Raw genomic sequence first — 16933 nt, 5'->3', positions numbered from 1 at the left:
GGCTGGCTGGGGGCTACTGTACATCGCAGGTTGTGGGCTTTGAATAGGCGGCTGCAGTCGCGTGGCGTTAGGGGATTACTGCGGCGCCACCATCCGCGTCTGCGGCGTCCCATCGGCGTTGTGCTGGTAGATTGCTTCAGGCTGGCCCTGTTCGTTGAAAAACACCTGGCCGATCCCTGCCGAATTCCATAGCCGTTCGCCCGCTTCGGCGTGTTCGGGGATGTGCGGCACCACTTGCATGGTGCGTCGACGGGTAAACCAGTTGAGCGGGGAGCGCGGTGAGTAGAGCCAGCGGTTGAGGCGGTCGAACCATTCCAGCAGGCGCGGCGGGAATTCGTTCTTGATGCCGCTGCTGGTGATCTGCCAGATTTTCGGGCCGGCGTTGCGGTGGCGGATCAGCACTTCGTAGACGAACGAGTAATGCACGTCGCCGGAGAGGATCACGTAGTTACCCGGCGTGCGGGAGTGACGGAAGATATTGAGGATCACCTGGGCGGCGCCGCGATGGGCCATCCAGTTTTCCGCGTCCACCAGCAGCGGGTAACCGCACCAGCTGAAGACCTTTTGCACGGTTTCGATCAGCTTGACGCCGAAGATCGGTGCGGGCGAGACGATGATGGCCGAGGGGTGGTCGAGCAGTGCCTGTTGCAGTTCGCTCAAGGCTTCCCAGTCCAGCAGGCCGGAGGGTTGCTTGAGGGTGAACTCGCTGCGCCAGCGCCGGGTGCGGGTGTCGAGCACCACCAGGGCCGGAGTGGTGGGCAGCACGTAGTGCCAGTGCTGGAATGTCAGCAGGGTTTCGAGCAATTCATCCTGTTTGGTCGCATCGAGACAATTGTCCAGGGCGTGGGCGGTGAGCGTTTGGGTCTGGCTCAGCAGATCACCGAACACCTGCGGCTGGTTACCCCATCCCTGACAGAGCAGATAGGCGAGCAGCGCGTTGCCGATGATGCGTTTGGAAAACGGGTGGCCGTAGGCGGTTTCTTCCCATTGGGCGCTGAGGTTCCAGTCGTCGGTGATGTCATGGTCGTCAAAGATCATCAGTGTGGACAGGTGCGCAAACACCCGCGCGACACCCGGCAGGCCATCGCGGAACCGTTCGATCTGCACCTGTTCCCGGGCGTACCGCCGTTGTTCGTCCGCACTCAACTGCGGCGGTTGCGGCGCGATCAGTGTCCACGGCGTGGGCGACCATACCAGCAGGTACATCGCGATCACTTCGGCAAAGGTCACCAAGTGATTGTCGGCGGTGCTGCTGGTGAAAATCGGTTTCTTCGCCCCACCAAAAAAGCGTTCGCGCAGGGTTTCGTTGCTCTCCAGCGCGGGCAGCAGGTCGGCACGATGGTAATAGCTGGCGCGATGCCCATAGAGGCTGGCGCTGTCGTCCACCACCGCACCTTCAAGGGATTCGTCGAACAGGCCCAGGCGCTCGACCAAGGCATGAATCGCCCGCAGCATCGGCCCGGCGACATCGTCTGCGTAGATCTGGTCGCCGCTCATCATCAGCAAGGCCGGACGTTCTGTCGGGGTGGCTGCACCCGCCAGCAGGCGGTCGACACACAACAAGCCTTCGTCGGCACGGTGATGGGGTTTGCGGCAGGAGCCGTGCACCAGTTGCCGGATGCGACTGTGCAACACGAACGTCGGGCCGTGGGCATTGGCATAGAGCAGGTGCGGCGCCCAATCGGCGATGCCGTGACCGTCGATCAGCAGGTCATAACCAATCTCTACATCCTCGGGCAGCGCGTCATCCAGCGGCACGTCGATCAGGTGGATGAACGCGTGGCGCCCGACCGGCACGACCTGGCACTGGCCCTGGTCCAGGGTGACCAGACGGGCCTGCCCGGCAACGTGCAGTTTGAGGGTCAGCGCCAGTTCACGACTGCCCACCAGCCAGAACACCAGGCGGTGGGGTTCCAGCCGCCGTAGAAGCGGGCCAGCGAGGACAGCAGGTTGACGCATGGGTATGACGGCTCTGTTCAAGGACGATATTCAGATTAACGCAGTGGATGTCAGCATTTTGTCGAAGCGACCCAGAGGACGGTATTTAAACCGCCCCCTGACTCAACGCGTCAGATGATTCTTCCGCCGCCCAGGCTGTCGATGCTGCCAGAGCTCCGGTTGTCTTGCCGGTTTCTGCTACCGCTGAAATCAACGCTGGCGTCCGGAGTGGGCGGCGGTTGTCGGGGGGCTGTGGTTTTTGCCTGTGTGGAAGTGGCCGGCAGAATGTTGTGTATGAACGTTGCGCTAGAACCGAAAAAAATATCCATGGCGTTTTCCTCTGAATGGTTGGGGCACGCCGCGCTGCATCATGGGCACTGCGACGCGAGCCGACCTTACAGAGCGTGTGACGGGAAACCTATAAACGCCTCATCTCAAAACGTTGCGAGATTCAGGTATGCGAATCGCCAAGTACCTTGGGCACCGTAAAGCGGAACTCGCTGCCACGCCCCACCTCGCTTTCAGCAACAATTTTGCCGCCGTGGGCCTGGATGATGCCTTGGGTGATGTACAGCCCCAGCCCGCTGCCGGTGGGATTGTTTTCAGTCTTTGTCCAATAGCGATCAAACACGTGGGGCAGTTGCTCCGGCGCAATGCCTTCACCGCTGTCACGTACCGAAAACACGATCTCTTCACCGTTGCTCATGGCGCTGATACCGATATTGCCCTGGCGCGGGGTGAACTTGATGGCATTGCCGATCAGGTTCGACAGCACCTGGAACAGGCGCTCCGGGTCCGCATTGATCTGCAGGCCGGGCTCGGCATTGAACGACAGGTCGATGCCTTTCTCCATCGCCAGCGGCGCCAGCAGCGAATAGGCCTCCTCAAAGATCTGGCTGACGTCCAGCGACACCGGCTTGACCACATAACGCCCGGCCTCGATTTTAGAGGTGTCGAGCAGGTCCTCCAGCAACACGTTCATGCGCCCGGCGGCCTGTTGCATGGTGTCGATGGCCGAGGAAATCCGCCGCGAGGTGTGTGGGCCATCGGAGCTGAAGGCCTTTTGCATCATGCCGCAGAGCATCGAGATGACAGTCATCGGGTTGCGCAGGTCGTGGGACACCACCGCCACCAGTTCATCACGTGCGCGCACCGCTTGTTGCTCGCGCAGCACCTGGCGCGCCAGGTCGTTTTCCAGGGCGGACCGGCGCAGGTCGTTGGCGGCGAAGCGGTCGCCATGGCTCCATTTGGTGGAGATGCCGGCCATTTCCACTTTCCAGATTTCAAACGAGGTGCGTGGGCGAAGGCGCAGGCCTGCGTCGGAGTTTTCCAGGGCCAGCGGCTTTTTCGGGTCGCCACTCCAATTGATGTTCTCTTTCACTTCCGGGCGGAACCACAGCACGCCGTTGTCCACCGGCTTGGGCAGGCTCATGGCCAACACGCCGCTGGCGACTTGTTGGAAGTCGACGGCCGGTGGGTACACCGAGGCCAGGTTGTGGCTGGAAAACACCGGCTCGCCGCCTTGTTGCAGCCACTTGTGCAGCGCACGGATCTGCCCCGGTTCCGGGCAATTGCCGTAGCGGTGCAGTTGCTTGTCTTCGATGATCGCCACGCCGCCGGACAGGGTCAGGTTCATCAGCACCTGGGCTTGCTGGGCCAGGCCGTCGAAGACGTTTTCGTGGGACGCCTTCATCGCTTGATCCAGCAGGGCCAGGGCCTCGACCTTTTCTTCGCGTTGGCGGTTCAGGTCGAGGGCTTCCATGGCGCTGATCTGCAACGACAGCACCTGGCCGATGGTCTGGCAGGCGGTGCGCAGGTCGTTCGGCACCAGCAGCGGCGCGCGGTTGCCGCAACTGATCAGGCCCCAGAGCTTGTCGCCCTTCATCAGCGAGATGCTCATGGACGACAACACACCCATGTTCTGCATGTATTGGCAGTGAATCGGCGACACGCTGCGCAGGGTGGCGAAGCTCAGATCCAGCGGTTGGCCGGTGTCCGGGCGCAGCTTGGGCAGCAGTGGCACGGGTTCGTAGGCTGCGTTCGGGATGATGCGTAGCCAGTTGGTGCGATACAGCTCACGGGCCTGCTCTGGGATGTCGGACGCGGGGAAGAACAACCCGTTGAAAAGCTCCATGGACGGCGCTGATGCTTCGGCGATGACCTGGCCATGGCCTTCTTCTTCGAAACGGTAGATCAGCACACGGTCGTAACCGGTCATGGCCTGAATTTCATTCACGCTGATTTCGTACAGCGCCTGCAGGGTTTTCGCCGACTGCAAACGCTGCAGCATCTTGCCCAGGTCACTGGTGCGACCGTTCAGCGCCCGTGGGTGGAAATCCCTGAGCAGCGGTTCGAACTCCAGCACCAACACGTTCTGATGGCGATGCAACAAGCCCTCGAATTCCGCACCGTTGAACGTGACGTGCAGCGGTGGCGCATCGAAAAACGTGTTGTTTGCGGCCATGGCTGCAACAGCCTGGGCTTGCTCGCTGCCAATCAGCGTGTGCAGCGGCTGGCCCAGCAGCGCCTCGGGCGCATGGCCGAACAAAGTGCCGATGTTGGCGCTGACCTGGATGATTTCCAGGCCCGGTTCGGACAAGGTCAGCAGCACGCCGTGGGGCTGGATCGCCCCCGGGAAACGAATGGGCTCGTCGGCACAGTTGGCAAGCAGCTTTTCAAAATCGTCGGGTTTCATAGCAGTACCTCCTGGCTGTCGAGCCATTGCTCAAAGCAGCTGAATGTCGAACGGGCTGCATCCACCGCGCGCTGTTTGGCGTCAGCGTCCAGTGGCAGGCGGCCCAGGTAATCGAGGAAATCCTTCCAGCGTCGACCGGTCTCGGCGCCGTACACATTGAGAAACGCGCCACCGTTGTCGGCATCCAGGCCCAGGCGCTGGGCCATTTCCCGGCGCAGTACCTGGCCGCCCAAGGTTGCGCCTTCGAGCACATACAAGGCGCCTAGACAGGCGGCGGCGGTATCGCAGACCGGGAGTTCGGCGCAGCGGGGGAGGGCGTCGATGGCGAGGTTGTCCAGGCCCAGCGCGTGCAGGTCGTCCACCAGCGTCGGTGTTTTCAGACGCATTGCCGAGTCGAAGCCTTCAGGAATCAAGGCGTTGTCATACAGTGAGGCTTCGATAGGCCGATAAAAGCCGTAGTACGCCTGGAGCAAGCGCCCATACCAATGGGCTTCCAGGCGTTCAGAGAAAAACGGCAGGCGCTGTTCCAGCGCTACGTGCAGCTGGGCAGTGCCTGTGCGCAACGCTTCCAGCAAGGTGGGCGGACCAACGTCATGGGCCTTTGAGTGCATTCAGCTAGCTCGAACTGTGGGCCTGTCGGCCATGAATGACGCGTGGAAATGGGCGACGATTCTACACACCTCAGAGCCGATAACTGTCCGCACAAGGCGAATAGGCTGACCAGCGGATCAGAAAAGTCGCTCCATGCCTCATTAATGACTGCACTATTTGCCGCGAAGTTCGGTTTAAGTAATGTCGTGAAGCTATCAGTGCACGGACGATCAGTGCCCGGTCAGTGCGGTTTGCACCGACTCCAGCAGGTGTTCAGTGCTCCATGGTTTGGGCAAAAAACGCACCGAGCCCCCCAATTGCGCCGCCAGTTTGGTATTACCGGACGTCAGCAGCACCGGCACGTTCGGCCAGCGGTGGGCCACCACCCGGCTCAAGTCATAGCCATTGAGCAACCCCGGCATCTGAACATCACTGACAATCAGGTCCACCGGTTCGTCGCCTCGTTCCAGGTAAATCATTCCTTCATCCGCCGAAGGAAACGACGTCACCAGCGCCCCGAATTCCTCTAGCACATCCACCATTAACGAGCGAATGATCTCGTCGTCTTCCAACACTAAAATCGATGGCTGAGCCATGATCCTTACTCCACCATCAGGGTTCATTAACGTGGAGTAGAGCACGACTGGATAGGTTCGATTGGATGTGTTCGAAGTGATGGGTGGTCATGAGAATGCCGTTGCAGGATACTCGCGCACCTCAAGGCCACTCGCGCAAGGCAGTCAACCGTGAATGATCCGGATCTGGGCAACCGCATGATCAAAGTCGACCATGCCGGTGAGCATGGCGCGATTTGCATCTACAGCGGCCAACTGTTCATGGCCCGGTTGTTGGTCCCGGGCATGGTGGCCGAGTTGCAAGAATTCCTGTCCCACGAACGGCGTCATCGCGAGGTGTTCAGGGCTGAACTGCAACGCCGCGGTTACCGCCGCTGCCGCAGCTATTGGTTGTGCGGGCTGGGTGGCCTGGTGCTGGGGTTGATCACTGGCCTGTGCGGACGCAAGGCGATCGTTGCCACCACCGTTGCCGTGGAAAGCGTGGTGTTGCGCCACCTGGCCCATCAACTGCACAGCTTGCACGACATCGACCCGCAGGCCGTAGCGGCGATTGCCTCGATTGTCGAGGAAGAACAGCACCACCACGACCACTCGGCGGCGCAGATTGATCAGCGTGACCCGTGGTTCCGTGGGTTGACGCCGGTGGTCACGGCGTGGACCGAAGCCGTGATCTGGATGGGCATGCGTTCCTGACAAACAGGCATAATCGCCCGCTACACCTGATGGAGCTTGCCATGAAGTACGCCTTGATCACCCTCGCCCTGACCCTCAGCGCCAGCCCCGCCTTCGCGGCCGGCGATGCCGAGGCGGGCGGCAAGCTGTTCACCAAGACCTGCGGCGGTTGCCACAGCGTTGGCGAAGGCGCGCGGGGCGGGTTTGGGCCGCAGCTCAATGGCATCATTGGCCGTCCCGCCGGTACCACGGACGACTACCAGTACTCCGACGCGATGAAAAACTCCGGCGTGGTCTGGACCCGCGACAAACTCGCCGCCTATATCGAGGCGCCGAAGAAGGTGGTGAGCGGCACACGGATGATCTTCTGGGGCATCAGCGACCAGGAGAAGATCGACAACATCCTGGCCTACCTCGAAACCTTCCAGCCCCGATAATCACTCGCGCACATTCCGGAACAGCATCCACCGCGCACTCTCATGCAGCCCGCGCGTGAGCCCCTGCAAGCGCTGGAATTCCTGCGGATGCTGCGCGGCCACGTCGTCTCGCGGGGTTTGTGAGGCCAGGTCATGCAGGGTCGGTGAGCTGCCGTCGTGCTGCATCTGCAACAGGAAATGTTGGGTTACGCCGCCGATAATCGGGAAGCTGCCTTCACGCAACACCAGCGGCACCACGCGTTCGCCTTCGGGCGCCGGCTGCTGGATGTCGCGGCCCAGGGCACCATTGCGAAACGGCATGCCCGCCATACCCGCCACGGTCGGCAACAGGTCCGCCAGCCCCACCGCGTCTTCGATCACCCGTGGCGCCAGGCCAGGGGCGTGGATCAGCAGCGGCACGTTATTGCTCTCCAAACCGAGCTGTTCGAAGGCCGGCGCCATGTGTGGGATCTGGCTGATGCGCGTGTTGTGGTCGCCGAAGAACACAAAGATGCTGTTGTCGTACCAGCCGCCGGCCTTGGCGATCTCCATCAGGCGGCCGATGTTGTAGTCCAGCAGGCGCACCGCGTTGTATTGCTCGACGCTGCGCGACCCGGCGGCCTGGACTTGCTCCAGAGTCACCTCGGCGACCTGGAACCCATCGTTGTGTTTGGGGATGGTGAATGGCCGATGGTTGCCGGAAGTTTGCAGGTAGGCGAAGAACGGTTGTGCCTCCGGTACGGCGCGCAGCAGTTGGTCGCTTTCCTTGAACAGGTCCAGGTCGGAAATGCCCCACACATCCACCCGTGGCGAGCGCCAGTGGCTTTCGTCATAGAGCTGCACGCCGTCGATGCTTTGGCGGATCAGGGCGTTGATATTCGCCCAGCCGGCATTGCCGCCGATCATGTAGAACTTCTGGTAACCCGCGAACGCATTGATCAACGTGTGTTGCCGGGTGATCAGCGGGTTGCGCGTGGCGGTCTCCTGGCGGGTCACGTCCGGCACGCCGCTGATGCTGGCCCACACGGTCTTGGCGGTGCCGGTGACAGGTACGTAGAAGTGTTTGAAGAACCAGCTCTGCGTGGCCAGCTTGTCGAGGTGCGGCGTGGGGTTCAGCGGGTTGCCGTAGGCGCCGACAGCACTGGTGCCGAGGGATTCAAGCATCACGAACACCACATTGGGCGGGCGCTTGCCGGCCAGTCGATAGGGCTGCACGCCTTGTTCGCGGATGAAATTCAGTTGCTGGGTGTCGGGCTGATCGACCCCCAGGTAATCGGCGATTTGCGAATAGTGTTCGCGCACCTTTTTTTCATCGAATTGCGACTGCCCGACCTTGAAGGTGTCGTACAAAAACAGCACCGGGTTCAGGCCCACGGCGGCGACTTGGCTGTTGCCGGAAAAGAACGCATCGCTCCAGCGCAGGGGCACCGGGTTTTCCAGGTTGAGATTGGCGACGCGACCGAGTAGGGCCAAGAGTACGGCGACCACGCCGATCACCGAGACTGACGCCACTGCCCATTTGCCCATCTGCTGGGCTGGACGCTCCAGGGTCAGGCGTTCCAGGCACACCAGCGCCCATACCCACAGCGCCACGGCGGCCAGCCAGCAGGCAGTTATCCACAGCACGGGGTAGGTTTCCCACACCATCTGTTGTGAAATCTGCGCGTCTTGCAGGTAGCGCAACACGGTTGCGTTGATACGTACACCCAGGTAGGCGTAGTGGCCGAAGTCGATGATGTAGACCAGGCCGACCGCGGCCAGGGCCATCACCAGATAACCGCGCGCGAGCCAGCGCAGGGCGGGCAGGGTGATGAGGTTCCAGCGCGGCAACCACGCCAGCACCGCCAGCGGCAGTAGCAGCAACACCGCCAGGCGCAGGTCGAAACGCAGGCCGATGCCGAGGGTTTCCAGTAACTGCGGAGTGTTTAACGGCAGGCCGGAAAAACCCAGCACAAACACCAGCCGCAACGCCGCCAGCAACACAAACACCAAGCCGATCGCGCCTACGCCGTAGCGCAGGCGGCGTGATTGCAACGCACTCATCATCTCTCTCTACTCAATCTAATAAACACCACAAGACAAATGTGGGAGCGGGCTTGCTCGCGAAAGCGGTGGGTCAGTTAGAGCTGCTGTGACTGACACTGCGCATTCGCGAGCAAGCCCGCTCCCACAGTTTGAATTGCATTAACCCGGCGATGACGCAGTAGGTCGCCAGGAGTGGGTCCACCAGATAATCCCAGTAGTTCTCCGACGCTTTCAGCCGCAGTGCAAACGCTAAAGTGCCCAGCACCAGCATCCACACGGCCAACGCATTACGCAGCCACAACATCAACAGCGCCGCCACGGCCACCAGCACAATCATCGGCCGCGGGTTGAACCCCCAACGGTACGGATCGACATACGTCAGCCCCAGCGTCGCCGGGTACAGCACCAAGCTCAACACACAGAACACCAGCAACATTTGCACCCGCTGCGGGCGAGCAAGCGGCTGCACCAAGCCCAATCGGCTCAAGGCAACCCACGCCAGCAACACCAGCGTGCTGATCGCCAGATCATCGGTAAAACTGCGCACATACGCCGCCAACGGCAGTTCATTGACCGGGATAAAACTTGTCGCCACCAACACTGGCAGCAACCACGGCCGCCACGGCTGGGTGAAGCGCAGCGCGCACAGCGCCACAAACCCCAGCAACACAAAACTCAAATGGGCCTGCCACAGGGAAACCATCACAGACGCTCCGCCAGCCAGGCTTCGTTGAAGCTGACGTGTTTGATAAAGGTGTTATTCCACGAGTACACCAAGTGGTAGGTGCCGTCCGGGCTGCGGCTGAAATACGGGTACTCGTATTCGAAATCGCAGCCACGGGGTTTGCACACGCGGTAATCCAGGTTGCTCAGGAAACGTTGTTCCAGGGGCAGGCGTTTTGCGCCGCTGGAGGCGCGGAAGCCTTCGCCGATGATTTCTTTGTAGGCGTCGGGGGAGAACGGCTGGCCCAGCGGGTCCGGCGACTGGTCCAGTTGCACCACGGTGCGCCACTGACTGAGCTGGGCGTCGGTGCCGTAGAGGCTGAGCTTGAAGCGGCCGTCCTTCAGGTCGTTGAGTGCCACTAGCAAACCATCATCTTCGGTGCCCACCGCCGCTAGCGAGGAATTCGGGTTGGCCGGCTCCAGCGGGTATGGCTCGCTCCAGGTCTGCCCGGCGTCGGTGGTGCGGCTGGCCAGCACACGATGGTGAGTGTCGCCGGCGTAACGCAACATCGCCACGGCGCGCTGGCCGTCCAGCGGCACAATGGTCGGTTGCAGCGAGTGCTTGCCCCGGCTGATGCGGAATTTGTCGATCACGGCACCGTCGGCGCTCAAGTACAGGTACTCGGCGAACTTGCCCATGAACTCGTGGTACACCGGCAGGCCAATGGAACCGTCGGCGTGGAACACCGGCGCGGCACGCACCAAGGTGCTGATATTGAAAAACGGCGAGGTCACCAGTTGCCTCGGTGCCGACCAGCTGGCGCCGAGGTCATCCGAGACCATCACATTGATCGCACTGGTGGCCCAACCACCGACTGACACCGACACGTAAAACATCCACAGACGATTGTCCGGCGCGAGGGCGATCACCGGGTTGCCGAGTTTGCGGATATAGCGCTGGGTGCCGTCGCGGGTGCTTTCCCGCGTGGCCAGTACCTGCTCGGCGCCCCATTCGCCACTGTGGGCGTCGAAGCGCGCGGTACGCACCTGCACATCGGCGGCGCCTTCGCGGGAACCGGCGAACCACACCGCCATCAAGTCGCCGCCGGGCAGGGCAGTGACGGAGGAGGAGTGCACAAAATCCGTCAACTGTGTCGACACGAACCGGCTGGTGTACTGCGGGGCCGCCGCGACTTTCGCGGTCGTCGGGCTGGCCTGGGCAAACGGCGCCAGCACATGGGGCGGATGGCTTTGCCAGGCGGCGAGAAACACCGCGAGCAGGCCGCAAATCATTAAGACGCAGCGCATAGGAGACCTGTGGATAAAAGGATTACTGCGCACGTTCATCCGGCAGGCGCTTCCTGCGACCGGTGAGCATGGATAACGGTAAGTTGTCGCGTACCAGTGCACTTTCAAACAGCGCGGCCAACACATGCATACACACCAGGCCCAGCAGCCCATTCGCCGCGGTCTCGTGGATTTGTTGCGGCCAGTCGGCGCCCCACAGCGCATCGACTTCCTGCATCAAGAAGCCGCTGACGCCAAGGGTGAGCAAGGCAAGCAACATCAACAGCATCACCAGCGCGCCAATCGGTGAATGACCCAGGCGATGTTGCGGTCGGCGGTTGAGCAGCGAACGCAGGTGGGCATTCAGCCGTTTGGGTGTCGGCCAAAAGTCCGCCCAGCGTGCGCTGCGCGGCCCGACGAAGCCCCACACCAAACGCACCAGCAGCCAGGCCATGGCGTAGTAGCCCAGCCAGACGTGCCAGTCGTCGCCCGCTTCGTTAAAGAAGTAATTGGCGACAAAGACCCCGGCGATCGACAGGTGAAACAGCCGCACCAACGGGTCCCACAGGCGCAGGGATTCGCCTGGCATCAGCCTTTGATCTCAGTCTTCACGGCCTTGCCGGTCACCGGGTCGTGGTAGATCTCGACCTTGCGCTTGTCCTTGTCGAAACCGTAGATCTCGTAGCAATTGCCGTCGGTGACCTTGAATTTGCTGATCTGGTAGCCGTCGGCCTTGAGCTTGTCCTGGAAGGCTTGCTGGTCTTGCCATTGCGAGCGTTCGGCGGTGGTGCACTGCGGGCCGGCGAGGGCCAGGGGGCTGGTGAGGATCAGGGACAACAACAGAATTTTGCGCATGGAAAAGCTCTCTGCAGAGGTGGGAGATTTCACAGTGCAAAACCAACCTTAGTGCAACCTTAGTTGGCAACGAGCCGTAACATCTTTGCCAAGGGTGTGCCTGGAAAACCCGGCATGATTTCGCCGTTTCCTACAGAGAATTAGTAATGCGTCTACTCCTTGTCGAAGATGATCGTGCCCTCGGCCAGGGGATTCGCGTGGCCTTGGGTGCCGAAGGCTACACCCTCGATTGGCTGCAAGATGGCGTCGCGGCCCTGCATGCGCTGCGTACGGAGTCGTTTGATCTATTGCTGCTCGACCTCGGCCTGCCGCGCCTCGACGGCCTTGATCTGTTGCAGCAACTGCGCGCCGAGCAACACGACTTGCCGGTGCTGATCCTCACCGCCCGCGACGGCACCGCCGAACGCATCGCCGGCCTGGACGCCGGCGCCGACGACTACCTGGTCAAACCTTTCGACGTCGAAGAACTCAAGGCCCGCGTACGCGCCTTGTTGCGCCGCAGCCTGGGGCGCGCGCAGCCGTTGCTGGAACACGCCGGCGTCAGCCTCGACCCGGCCACCCAGCAAGTGCGCTATCAAGATGGGGAGGTCATCGTGACGCCGATGGAATACCAACTGCTGCACCAACTGATGGTGCGCCCCGGCAAAGTGGTGACCCGCGAGCGCCTGTCCCGCGCGTTGTACGGCTGGCAGGACCGGGTCGAGAGCAATACCCTGGAAGTGCTGATCCATAATCTGCGCAAGAAGTTATCCACAGAGCTGATCCGCACCGTGCGCGGTGTCGGTTATGTGCTGGCGCTTAAACCATGACCTCGGTTCGTGCGCGCATCCTCATCCCCGTGCTGGTGCTGATCCTGCTCGGCGACGCGTTGATCAGCTGGCTGGTGCTGCGCGACAGCCACCACGAAATCGAAGAAGTCTACGACGCCCAACTCGCCCAAAGCGCGCGCCTGCTGCAAGGCGTGTTGCGCCAGCGCGACCCCGGCGAAGCCGACTGGCAGCGCTTGTACGAGGCGTTTGACCAGGCCATGAGCCGCGTGGGTGAGGAGGGCGTGGCCCATCCCTATGAAACCCGCCTGACCTTCCAGATCTGGCGCATCGACGGCCAACTGCTGGTGCGCTCCGCCGAAGCGCCGGTGTTGGCCGCACCGCCTGCGACCCTCGGCTCCCATGACCTGATGGACAACGGCAACGACTGGTGCGCCTTCCTCCTCGCCGACCCGCAGCAAGGGCTGTTGATCTGGGTGGGCGAGCGTGACGACATTCGCCAGGACGTGATCCAGCGCATCATGCGCCACACCCTCTGGCCTACGTTGATCGGTGTACCACTGCTGGCGGTGTTGATCTGGCTGGTTATCGGTTGGGGCTTCAAACCGCTGCGCGCCATGGCCCTGTCGATTCGCGGACGCAGTACCGATACCTTGCAACCGCTGCATTTAGCGCCACTGCCCAGCGACCTGGAACCCATGCAAACCGCGCTGAACCGGTTGCTGGTCCAGGTGGACGAGCTATTGGAGCGCGAGCGCCGCTTCATCGCCGACGCCGCCCACGAACTGCGCACGCCCCTGGCGATCCTGCGCATCCACGCACAAAACGCGCAAGGCGCCGAAACCCCGGAGCAACGCCGTGAAGCCCTGGAGTTTCTGGTCAATGGCGTCGACCGCGCCACCCGCATCGGCAGCCAACTGCTGACCATGGCGCGCATCGAACCGCAACTGAATAACCCGGTGCGCAGCCGTGTGCAACTGACCGAGTTGGTGCGCGAAGAACTGGCCGAACTGACGCCGTTGGCCATGGAGAAAGGCGTGGAACTGGTGCTGGAAGGCGAAGAAGAGGTTTGGGTGGAAACCGAGCCTGTCGCGCTGGCGATTGCATTGCAAAACCTGGTCACCAATGCGCTGAATTTTTCGCCGGCCGGCAGCGAAGTGAAGGTGGTGATTGGCGCCAATTGCCTGAGCGTCGAGGACCAGGGGCCGGGGATCGATGAGGCGGAATTAGGGCGATTGTTCGAGCGGTTCTACAGCCGCGGGAACGCCAACGGCGCTGGGTTGGGGTTGGCGATTGTGGAGATGATCGTTGGCAAGATTGGCAGTCGGTTGGCGTTGCGGAATTTGGAGCAGGGTGGGTTGTGTGCCCGCCTGGAATTCTGACCCAGCACTAATCCCCTGTGGGAGCGGGCTTGCCCGCAAAGACGGCGTGTCAGCTGATATAAGTGCTGGCTGAGCCCCCGCGTTCTCAGGCAAGCCAGCTCCCACACTTTGACCTGTGCCAGGCTCGGGAAATGATTGCACCGCCAATCATCTGTGGGAGCTTTCGAGGCCCGGTGAAGCGGGTGATAGCGGGCTGATCGAATTTGGGGTTTCGCTCGTACCGATAAGCGCAGTAACTGCCGTGACGCACACCATGAGTACGGGTGTTGACGGAGCGGTAGAGGAGGGGCTTTTTCATGGTCGGCCTCATGGGGTCTTGGGCTGCTTGGGGGGTGGTGGCCAGGCGCCTTGGTAGCGGAAGGATATTTGGTAGTTGAAAAGGCCAGGCGCTATTACGTGTTGGAAGTACGGCTGGAGAATCGTTATCCAACTAGGTAGTACGTCGAACCCTCCTGCATATATCTGGGGCTCCTCGTTTAAATCGAGCGCGTTGAGGATGCTGTCCTCTTCTTCAAAGTCTGCTGAGTGTTCGCTTGCTTCCAAGTTGTCGGTTGTTTTGTTGAACCATTGCAGGCGTATTTTCATTGTCATAACAACGTCTCCAGTTATTTTTCTATGCGTCTTTCGTCTTTTGCTGGACCCCGTCGTTCGCCGGTGTAGGGGTCAAATGAGCCTAGATGCTCCAAGTCGCTGTATCGATATACTTCCAGTTCACCTTGTTCTGAGTCCCACTCAAAAATCCTCCTTCCTTTGGCGTCCTTCCAAAGCTCTCGCAGGCCGCCGCCATTACGTTTTCGTGTCTTTCTTTTTGTTCTATCAAGCCAGGGAATCCAGTGATGTCCTCGGTTTTTGGTGCAGGAAAGTAATCATAATCCGGGTTTTTCATCCCCTTCCGAGGCTGATTAACCACCACATACAACGGCCCAACCCCCGACTCCACCGGGAACACCAGAATAAAATCCCGATACTGCGGCGGATAAACCGGGGTCACCAAAATCTGCGCAGCCTTCTGCGTCGGCGGATAAATCCAGATCACCGGTGCTTGCGGCGCCGCCTCCAAAGCCGGAATGCCCAAGGTGTCCCCCGGATCAACCGCAGGCATCCAGATCAGCTCCACACCCTCACCCAAATCCGCCACAAACCGATCATCACGGCTTTGGAACTGCACCACATCGATCATCTGCCAGTCGGCGTTACGGCCAGTGTAAAAGCCATAGCCCTTGAGCGTGCCATCCTCCAACTGCTCGATATGCAACCGCATCTGCGAACGCGCCCGTTGCATCGCACGCAATTGCTCGTCGGTGTAGAGCGCGCTGTCGCCCAACGTCGCCGGCCAAGCCAGCCCGACCAATCCCGCTAGCAACCCACTCGCTACCGTGCCAGCCGCAACAGCTGCCGACTCCACAACCGCCGTACGTAACGCCAACGATCCCAAACCGACAGGCAATGCACTGCCGCTGATTTTGCTCAAGGCCACCGTGCCCTGGTCATCCACCTCACGGCCGCCCAAAAGGCTGAAGTGGCCGTATTCCTCGATCAGCTCAAGGGGGACGTAACCGGATGGATCGTTGTAGTGAATGAGCCCGTCGGGCAGTTGGCAGGGCTTGAGGAATACGCAGCCGGGAGGTTTGGTGGGCGCAGGGTTTGCAGGAGGGAGAGGGGCGAGCAATTCGATGGGCGGCGAATAGGGAATCCGTTTCGGCTGCGGAGTCAGGATGCGGCGTTTGAGTTGTTCTTCTTCGGTGATGGGGTAGGCGCGTTCTGACATGGCTGGCTCACTTCCTTGTGTGGGGGAGTGAGGCTACGGGGGGGAAGCGAGGGGCTGAAATAAGCGTTGTTCGATGGTTTTCGTGGGAAAAGTCAGCTGGCTTGTCGCGACGTTGAAAGTACGTATTTGAGTTCTCTCATCTGCGGGTGGGTGGGGCTGTGTGCTTTGGACTTCAGGCAAAACTTGCACACGAGTAGGACCGATCTGTTTTCCGTCTGCGTCCCTCTTTGAATGCAAGGTGTTTGTTACGGTCGCGCGAAAAAACGCGATGGAAATACCAAATGCTGACGTTCAACACCCTATGGAAAAACCACCCCGAAATTTTCGGCGATGCAGCCCCGTGCAGAACCAACGGCACCAAAGATTTCAGCGATCAATGCGCGATCAATTTAGGCGTGGCGCTGCGTAGATCTGGCGTCGATCTGAGCCGCTTAGTCGGCGTGCGCTATTGTTGGCAGCACCCCAAAATCGTAGTGGTGACCATATCGACCTGTGGAATGGGCGACGGTTGACGGATTGGCTGAGCTACCCGCGTATTCAGATGGGTTTTTCGATTGAGGGGACTTTTCCGAGTTATCACGATTCCACGGAGATTTGGTTTTGGAGGGTTTTATGACGGTGGTTAAGGGGATTGGGTTTGTGGTGTTGGTGGTTGCGGTAGCGCTTGTGGTGTTTAACGGGTTAGTGGTGGCGGTGTCTGCGTATTTTGGGCCGTTTTATGACAGTGATGCGGATCAGAGTCGGAATTTTGGGCTTTGGTTGGTGGGGAATGGGGTGGTGGTTGTGGGAGCGGTGGTGGGCGGGGTGGTCTGGTATTGCAGTTGTTTAAAGAGGGGCACGGAGTCTCGGGAGAGTAGAACGGGGCGGAAATAGTTAGCTTTGTTTCGAATACTGCGATTTTCGTTTATTTCGTCTGGCGTTGGCCTCAACTGAATTACGCAACATTGGAGCTGCATCATGATCACCAAGTTGCTCCCACATTTTGATCCGGTACAGCCGTTTAACGATGTAGGCAGCAAAAAGACCTTGGAGCGCCGAGGTCTTTTTTTACCCACCGATCAGGTCAGCAGATGCTTGGAAATCAACCGGGAAATTTCAACAATCGAAGTCTTCCCCGTGAATTCAAACTTCACTTTCCCCAACGACGAAAAGTAAATCTCCAACTCCGAATCCAGATCAAACGTCCCGGATGTTTCCACCGAGTAGGCGACGATATTTTTGTACGGCAGCGACGTGAAGTCTTTTTTGCTGCCGGTAATCCCCTGCACGTTCACGGCGATGATGCGTTTGTTGGTGAAG

General features: G+C 60.4%; 16 protein-coding genes and 1 pseudogene (1 of these 17 cut by a window edge). 5 read left to right on the top strand and 12 right to left on the bottom strand.

Annotated features, from left to right (window positions below; genetic code table 11):
- Positions 1-75: 75 nt before the first annotated feature.
- From PSH81_RS22365 to PSH81_RS22350, 4 genes are all read right to left on the bottom strand, one after another.
- On the bottom strand, positions 76-1959 hold the full coding sequence (locus PSH81_RS22365) for an alkaline phosphatase D family protein (RefSeq protein ID WP_305391500.1): 1884 nt from the start codon (positions 1957-1959) through the stop codon (positions 76-78).
- A 430-nt stretch (positions 1960-2389) separates the two neighbouring features.
- A complete protein-coding gene (locus tag PSH81_RS22360; RefSeq protein ID WP_226457285.1) occupies positions 2390-4633 on the bottom strand; it encodes an ATP-binding protein in 2244 nt (747 codons plus the stop codon).
- The gene (locus PSH81_RS22355; protein ID WP_305391499.1) at positions 4630-5244 is read right to left on the bottom strand and encodes a biliverdin-producing heme oxygenase; all 615 of its coding nucleotides are present in this window, start codon (positions 5242-5244) and stop codon (positions 4630-4632) included. The genes PSH81_RS22360 and PSH81_RS22355 overlap by 4 nt, the downstream gene beginning before the upstream one ends.
- Positions 5245-5454: 210 nt before the next feature.
- A complete protein-coding gene (locus tag PSH81_RS22350) occupies positions 5455-5820 on the bottom strand; it encodes a response regulator (protein ID WP_305391498.1) in 366 nt (121 codons plus the stop codon).
- A gap of 150 nt (positions 5821-5970) precedes the next feature.
- On the opposite strand from PSH81_RS22350, the gene PSH81_RS22345 reads away from it, so the two are divergent.
- Both PSH81_RS22345 and PSH81_RS22340 read left to right on the top strand, forming a co-directional pair.
- Positions 5971-6492 carry a demethoxyubiquinone hydroxylase family protein gene (locus PSH81_RS22345; protein ID WP_226457288.1) on the top strand — a complete coding sequence of 174 codons (522 nt, stop codon included), beginning with the start codon at positions 5971-5973 and terminating at the stop codon, positions 6490-6492.
- A 41-nt stretch (positions 6493-6533) separates the two neighbouring features.
- Positions 6534-6908, top strand: coding sequence for a cytochrome c family protein (locus tag PSH81_RS22340; protein WP_192300560.1), 375 nt, complete (start codon positions 6534-6536; stop codon positions 6906-6908).
- Here PSH81_RS22340 and PSH81_RS22335 read toward each other — a convergent pair whose 3' ends face one another.
- From PSH81_RS22335 to PSH81_RS22315, 5 genes are all read right to left on the bottom strand, one after another.
- Positions 6909-8930 (bottom strand): LTA synthase family protein, encoded by a 2022-nt coding sequence (locus tag PSH81_RS22335; RefSeq protein WP_305391497.1) that lies wholly within the window; start codon positions 8928-8930, stop codon positions 6909-6911.
- A 73-nt stretch (positions 8931-9003) separates the two neighbouring features.
- Positions 9004-9615 (bottom strand): hypothetical protein, encoded by a 612-nt coding sequence (locus PSH81_RS22330; protein ID WP_305391496.1) that lies wholly within the window; start codon positions 9613-9615, stop codon positions 9004-9006.
- Entirely contained in the window at positions 9615-10883 is a 1269-nt protein-coding gene (locus tag PSH81_RS22325; RefSeq protein WP_305391495.1) for an exo-alpha-sialidase, read from the bottom strand. The genes PSH81_RS22330 and PSH81_RS22325 overlap by 1 nt, the downstream gene beginning before the upstream one ends.
- 22 nt (positions 10884-10905) lie before the next feature.
- Entirely contained in the window at positions 10906-11451 is a 546-nt protein-coding gene (locus tag PSH81_RS22320; protein ID WP_226457292.1) for a cytochrome b/b6 domain-containing protein, read from the bottom strand.
- On the bottom strand, positions 11451-11717 hold the full coding sequence (locus PSH81_RS22315; protein WP_192300555.1) for a PepSY domain-containing protein: 267 nt from the start codon (positions 11715-11717) through the stop codon (positions 11451-11453). The genes PSH81_RS22320 and PSH81_RS22315 overlap by 1 nt, the downstream gene beginning before the upstream one ends.
- 146 nt (positions 11718-11863) lie before the next feature.
- On the opposite strand from PSH81_RS22315, the gene PSH81_RS22310 reads away from it, so the two are divergent.
- Entirely contained in the window at positions 11864-12526 is a 663-nt protein-coding gene (locus PSH81_RS22310) for a response regulator (protein WP_226457293.1), read from the top strand.
- The gene (locus PSH81_RS22305; RefSeq protein WP_305391494.1) at positions 12523-13866 is read left to right on the top strand and encodes a sensor histidine kinase; all 1344 of its coding nucleotides are present in this window, start codon (positions 12523-12525) and stop codon (positions 13864-13866) included. Before PSH81_RS22310 ends, PSH81_RS22305 begins: the two co-directional genes overlap by 4 nt.
- Before the next feature lie 306 nt (positions 13867-14172).
- On the opposite strand, the gene PSH81_RS22300 is transcribed toward PSH81_RS22305, so the two are convergent.
- Both PSH81_RS22300 and PSH81_RS22295 read right to left on the bottom strand, forming a co-directional pair.
- Complete coding sequence (locus PSH81_RS22300; protein WP_318652612.1) at positions 14173-14451, bottom strand: colicin E3-like toxin immunity protein; 279 nt, start codon at positions 14449-14451, stop codon at positions 14173-14175.
- A 20-nt stretch (positions 14452-14471) separates the two neighbouring features.
- Positions 14472-15634 (bottom strand): annotated as a pseudogene (locus PSH81_RS22295) (S-type pyocin domain-containing protein).
- 281 nt (positions 15635-15915) lie between these two features.
- Between PSH81_RS22295 and PSH81_RS22290 the strand changes: the two are divergent.
- Complete coding sequence (locus tag PSH81_RS22290) at positions 15916-16146, top strand: hypothetical protein (protein WP_305391493.1); 231 nt, start codon at positions 15916-15918, stop codon at positions 16144-16146.
- Positions 16147-16692: 546 nt separating this feature from the next.
- Here PSH81_RS22290 and PSH81_RS22280 read toward each other — a convergent pair.
- On the bottom strand, positions 16693-16933 hold the 3' portion of the coding sequence (locus PSH81_RS22280; RefSeq protein ID WP_305391491.1) for a PH domain-containing protein. It continues 131 nt past the right edge of the window; the window shows 241 of its 372 coding nt (coding positions 132-372); its start codon lies beyond the right edge, outside the window; its stop codon occupies positions 16693-16695.

Source organism: Pseudomonas sp. FP2335, from assembly GCF_030687535.1.
Lineage (GTDB): Bacteria > Pseudomonadota > Gammaproteobacteria > Pseudomonadales > Pseudomonadaceae > Aquipseudomonas.
Note: the sequence above shows the minus strand (reverse complement) of the source record. Positions and strands in the feature narration are given on the sequence as shown.

What these genes read in the sequence shown, in the direction of transcription:
- PSH81_RS22365 (WP_305391500.1), bottom strand. Translation starts at nt 1,959, where the DNA reads ATGCGTCAACCTGCTGTCCTCGCTGGCCCGCTTCTACGGCGGCTGGAA.
- PSH81_RS22360 (WP_226457285.1), bottom strand. Translation starts at nt 4,633, where the DNA reads ATGAAACCCGACGATTTTGAAAAGCTGCTTGCCAACTGTGCCGACGAG.
- PSH81_RS22355 (WP_305391499.1), bottom strand. Translation starts at nt 5,244, where the DNA reads ATGCACTCAAAGGCCCATGACGTTGGTCCGCCCACCTTGCTGGAAGCG.
- PSH81_RS22325 (WP_305391495.1), bottom strand. Translation starts at nt 10,883, where the DNA reads ATGCGCTGCGTCTTAATGATTTGCGGCCTGCTCGCGGTGTTTCTCGCC.
- PSH81_RS22315 (WP_192300555.1), bottom strand. Translation starts at nt 11,717, where the DNA reads ATGCGCAAAATTCTGTTGTTGTCCCTGATCCTCACCAGCCCCCTGGCC.
- PSH81_RS22310 (WP_226457293.1), top strand. Translation starts at nt 11,864, where the DNA reads ATGCGTCTACTCCTTGTCGAAGATGATCGTGCCCTCGGCCAGGGGATT.
- PSH81_RS22290 (WP_305391493.1), top strand. Translation starts at nt 15,916, where the DNA reads ATGCTGACGTTCAACACCCTATGGAAAAACCACCCCGAAATTTTCGGC.
- PSH81_RS22305 (WP_305391494.1), top strand. Translation starts at nt 12,523, where the DNA reads ATGACCTCGGTTCGTGCGCGCATCCTCATCCCCGTGCTGGTGCTGATC.
- PSH81_RS22340 (WP_192300560.1), top strand. Translation starts at nt 6,534, where the DNA reads ATGAAGTACGCCTTGATCACCCTCGCCCTGACCCTCAGCGCCAGCCCC.
- PSH81_RS22320 (WP_226457292.1), bottom strand. Translation starts at nt 11,451, where the DNA reads ATGCCAGGCGAATCCCTGCGCCTGTGGGACCCGTTGGTGCGGCTGTTT.
- PSH81_RS22350 (WP_305391498.1), bottom strand. Translation starts at nt 5,820, where the DNA reads ATGGCTCAGCCATCGATTTTAGTGTTGGAAGACGACGAGATCATTCGC.
- PSH81_RS22300 (WP_318652612.1), bottom strand. Translation starts at nt 14,451, where the DNA reads ATGAAAATACGCCTGCAATGGTTCAACAAAACAACCGACAACTTGGAA.
- PSH81_RS22330 (WP_305391496.1), bottom strand. Translation starts at nt 9,615, where the DNA reads ATGGTTTCCCTGTGGCAGGCCCATTTGAGTTTTGTGTTGCTGGGGTTT.
- PSH81_RS22335 (WP_305391497.1), bottom strand. Translation starts at nt 8,930, where the DNA reads ATGAGTGCGTTGCAATCACGCCGCCTGCGCTACGGCGTAGGCGCGATC.